Origin of the sequence: Herbaspirillum sp. B65, from assembly GCF_000333555.1 — a bacterium.
In the GTDB taxonomy this organism is placed as follows: Bacteria; Pseudomonadota; Gammaproteobacteria; order Burkholderiales; family Burkholderiaceae_D; genus Herbaspirillum; species Herbaspirillum rubrisubalbicans.
Map to the genome: position 1 here is coordinate 1 of NZ_BADI01000200.1, position 3,884 is coordinate 3,884.

Consider the following 3,884-nt stretch of genomic DNA (forward strand, 5'->3'; position numbering starts at 1 on the left):
ATTTTCGGCCTACGGCCATTAAGTTCGGCGGCGTGATCGAGGGCGCTCGCTGGCTATGGACGGAACAGGGCGGGGCCTGGATCGAGCTGGCCGCCGGCGATTTCTATTTGCTGAGCGATGGACGTCCTTACCGCGTCGCAAGCGATCCTAATGCGCAGCTTGCCGACGGCGCACGCGCTATGACCGAAGGCCTGGGCGCCGATGGAGTCGTCCGCTACGGCGAGGGTGACTTCAACACCGTCGGTGCCGGTGGGCGCTTCACTCTGGATGAGGAACTGGGCGGTTGGCTGCTGCAATTGTTGCCACCGTTGATCGTGGTACGCGCCGCAGCACCGCAGGCGCAAGCTTTGCGCCCCCTGCTGGAACTAATCCAGCTGGAGACCCGGACGGTGCAGCCCGGCGCAACGGCGCTTGCCGCCCAACTTGCTGCGATGGTGTTGATTCAGATCTTGCGCGCTCACTTGGCCAGTGGAGCTTGCCCGGGTTGGCTGGGGACGCTCGCGGATGCCAGGATGGGACGGGCACTAGCCTTGATGCACGGCGACATTGCGCGCCCTTGGACCGTCGCCGAGCTAGCGGCGGCGGCCGCGATGTCGCGTACCAGCTTCGCTGAACGTTTCCGCAACCAGGTCGGCCTTCCGCCGCTTGCCTACTTGGCGCGCTGGCGTATGACGGTGGCGCGACATGCCTTGAAGTCAAACGATGAAACGCTGGCGCGCATCGGACGCACCGTTGGCTACGAATCCGAGACCTCCTTTGGCATCGCTTTCAAACGTATGGTGGGCGAAAGCCCCGGTCGTTACCGCTCCAGATTTAGATGAGATGCGCGACGCTTCGCTACAGATCGCCAGTTGGCCGCACATCTCATTGAGCAAGACTTGGGCGGCCAGTTTGCACGCTCAGTAACCGTATGCGGCATTCGCTCAGGTAGCCCGGAGCGCTTGGTTGCATGACCAGTGCGCTCATGGCATCGATTGTATCTGGGCAATCCACCGTCTAGTCTGCCGCCAACGGTGTTAACGTCGCAGCAATCCCAATCGAATGAGACTTTCCGCGGTCGCGACGATGGCATCCTCCCGCGAGCGCGGAGACCATCCCAGCAGGCGCCGCGCCTTCTCACCCGTCGCATTCATCTTGAGCCCCAACAACGGCAGCGCGGCTCGCACCGCAGGATGTTGATTGCTGACCAGACGCGCCACCCAATTGGGCATCACCCTGGTGGGTACCTTACTGGCCGCGTCGCCGAGATGCCGCCGCAAGACGTTCGCTAGTTCGCTCATCCACATGCTCTCCCCGGCGATTGCCAGAAAACGTTCACCGGCCGCGGCAGGACTCGTCATTGCCCGCATATGCAGGTCCGCCACATCGCGTACGTCAACGAAACCGGAATTAATTTTCAAGCAGGCTGGCTGTCCATCCAGCATGAACTTAACGAGATGAATGGAATGGGAGAAATCCTCGCCGAGCACCGGGCCGAGAACAGCTACCGGATTGATTGCCGTCAGCTCCATGCCGCGCCCCTCCGCAGCGATGAAATCCCAAGCCGCGCGTTCGGAGAGCGTTTTTGACTTCTGATAAGGCGCGACCGATTCATTGTTGAGATCGCTCCAGTCAGTTTCATTAAAGGGGCGCGTCATCGGTGGATGTCCGACACCGATGGCACCGAAGGCCGAAGTCAGCACCACACGTTTGACGCCGGCATCGCGCGCGGCGCGCAGTACGCGCAAATTGCCATCGACCGCCGGTCTGATCCAGTCTTCCTCCGTCACTTGGTCGCCAGACGGCGTAGGTGAAGCGCCATGCATTATGTAAGTGCAGCCGGCGACGGCCTCGCTCCATCCGCGGTCTGCTGTGAGATCGGCCGCTACGAAGGACAAATGATCCTGCGCATCGACGCCGCCGATCTTCAGGTAGCTACGTACTTGCTCTTCCCGAGCGAGGTCACGCACTGTTGTTCGTACCCGATAGCCCCCCTGCAGCAGCGCGATAATGCAGTGCTGCGCAATAAATCCCGTTCCGCCCGTCACCAGTACCAATGTATTGCTCATGTCATTTCCCGCATTACTTGCCGGCCCCAGTGGCCAGCGCCAAAGTAAAGAGAAGATAAGGCTGGATGGCCGCATTATGAATACTTGAAAATACCGATTACTTGCGCGATAGTTCGGAAATGCAGATCGACCCCTTCTCCGACATTCTCAAATTTACGCGCGCCGAATCAATCGCAACCGGCGGCTTCACAGCCGGCGGAGCATGGGCTATCCGCTTTCCTGCACCAGAAAAAATCAAATTCTTTGCCGTGGTGAAGGGCAGTTGCTGGGTCGAAATCGACGGCGAGCCCGAACTTGTACGCTTTGACACCGGCGACGTCGGGCTGCTTGCAGCGCCGCGGGCCTTCACATTGTCCAGTGCAGCGGATGTGCAGGCGGTCGACGCGATGGCATTGTTCTCTGGATCGAACACGGGGACGGCAGTCATCGGGAATGGACAAGACTTCGAGCATATTGGCGGACACGTCTTGCTTGATCCGGTGAGCGGTAAGCTGTTGCGCGACGTCTTGCCACCGTGGATACACGTGCCTGCGACAACTCCGCAAGCGGCCAGTTTTCGTTGGTTACTGGGCCAGCTAATGGAAGAAAGAGCGACCAGCTTGCCGGGTCGCCAGCTGGCGTCGGCGCAGTTGGCGCAACTGCTGTTCATCCATATCCTGCGCGCGCACTTGAATAATGCCGGTCCGGTACCGACCGGCTGGCTGCGAGCCCTGGCTGAACCTCGTCTTACACCGGCATTGCGTCTGATGCACGGCGACCCGAGCCGCGCCTGGCATTTGGAAGAGCTTGCTCAAGCTTGCGCCATGTCGCGCACGACGTTCACCTCGCGCTTCAAGATAGCTGCCGGCGTGGCACCGCTTACTTACTTGACCGAGTGGCGCATGCATCTGGCGCAACGCGCATTGCGCGAAGGAAATTCGTCGGTTGCGGCAGTGGCGCTGTCGTTGGGTTATACGTCAGAGAGCGCTTTCAGTAATGCATTCAAGCGCATCACGGGAACATCGCCGAGAACTTACCGAACTGCAGAACTGGCGGGCAGAGGATCAAGTGCTCCCGCACAGTATGTTCGCCATTACAGTGGCGCATGACCGTTTCCGGCCAGAAGCCGCCGTTATGTGCGCGCCTGTCAAACCAGCGAAATCATAAATGGACAATGCAAAGACCTGGGAAGCAGTTGCCTCAGCATTCGCTGCCGCTCGATCCAGTGTTGGGAGTGAGATCGTGAGGCAGTGGGCTAGCGGCCTTGGGCCGGGCAGTGAAGTGGTGGATATCGGTTGCGGATCAGGTGTGCCAGTTTCTCAAGCGTTAATCAATGCCGGCTTTACTGTCTTTGGTATCGATGCCTCCCCGACACTTTTGGCGATGTTTTGCCAACGTTTTCCCCAAGCGCATGCACTTTGTGAAACGATTCAGAGCAGCACACTTTTTGACCGAAAGTTTGACGGTGCAGTCGCCGTGGGACTTCTTTTCCTTCTTTCTGAAAGTGATCAACGACGGATGATTGAGAAGGTCGGACAAGCTCTACGACCAGGTGGGCGCTTCTTGTTTAGTGCCCCACGTACCCGATGTGAGTGGCGTGACATTCAAACAGGGCAGCTATCGTTATCACTAGGAGAAGTGGAGTACAGGCACCTGCTGAATATGGCAGGTATGCTTCTTAGGAATGTATATGTCGACAGGGGCGGTAACCACTATTTTGATGCCGTCTTGACGACGTAGCTGACGAGCTGCAGTTGTACTATCCTCATGCCCACGGCACCAATCCAGGTTAACTTGGTGCATCCAGTTGCCCACAGCCATTTTGGTCAAAATGGGCAAAAAATCCTCCAGCAAAAA

Annotated in this window: 4 protein-coding genes; 3 read left to right on the top strand and 1 reads right to left on the bottom strand. The window is 58.5% G+C overall.

Features of this window, described 5'->3' with window-relative positions; translation table 11 throughout:
- On the top strand, positions 1-821 hold an 821-nt coding region (locus tag I5W_RS05075), incomplete at its 5' end, for an AraC family transcriptional regulator (protein WP_044528427.1).
- A gap of 195 nt (positions 822-1,016) precedes the next feature.
- Here the strand turns inward: I5W_RS05075 and I5W_RS05080 are convergent.
- Positions 1,017-2,048 (bottom strand): SDR family oxidoreductase, encoded by a 1,032-nt coding sequence (locus I5W_RS05080; RefSeq protein WP_044528428.1) that lies wholly within the window; start codon positions 2,046-2,048, stop codon positions 1,017-1,019.
- 119 nt (positions 2,049-2,167) lie between these two features.
- Here I5W_RS05080 and I5W_RS05085 point away from each other — a divergent pair, with 119 nt between their 5' ends.
- Both I5W_RS05085 and I5W_RS29470 read left to right on the top strand, forming a co-directional pair.
- Positions 2,168-3,136, top strand: a complete 969-nt coding sequence (locus I5W_RS05085; protein ID WP_044528429.1) for an AraC family transcriptional regulator — start codon at positions 2,168-2,170, stop codon at positions 3,134-3,136.
- A 58-nt stretch (positions 3,137-3,194) separates the two neighbouring features.
- Positions 3,195-3,767 (top strand): class I SAM-dependent methyltransferase, encoded by a 573-nt coding sequence (locus I5W_RS29470; protein ID WP_083893466.1) that lies wholly within the window; start codon positions 3,195-3,197, stop codon positions 3,765-3,767.
- Positions 3,768-3,884: the final 117 nt, after the last annotated feature.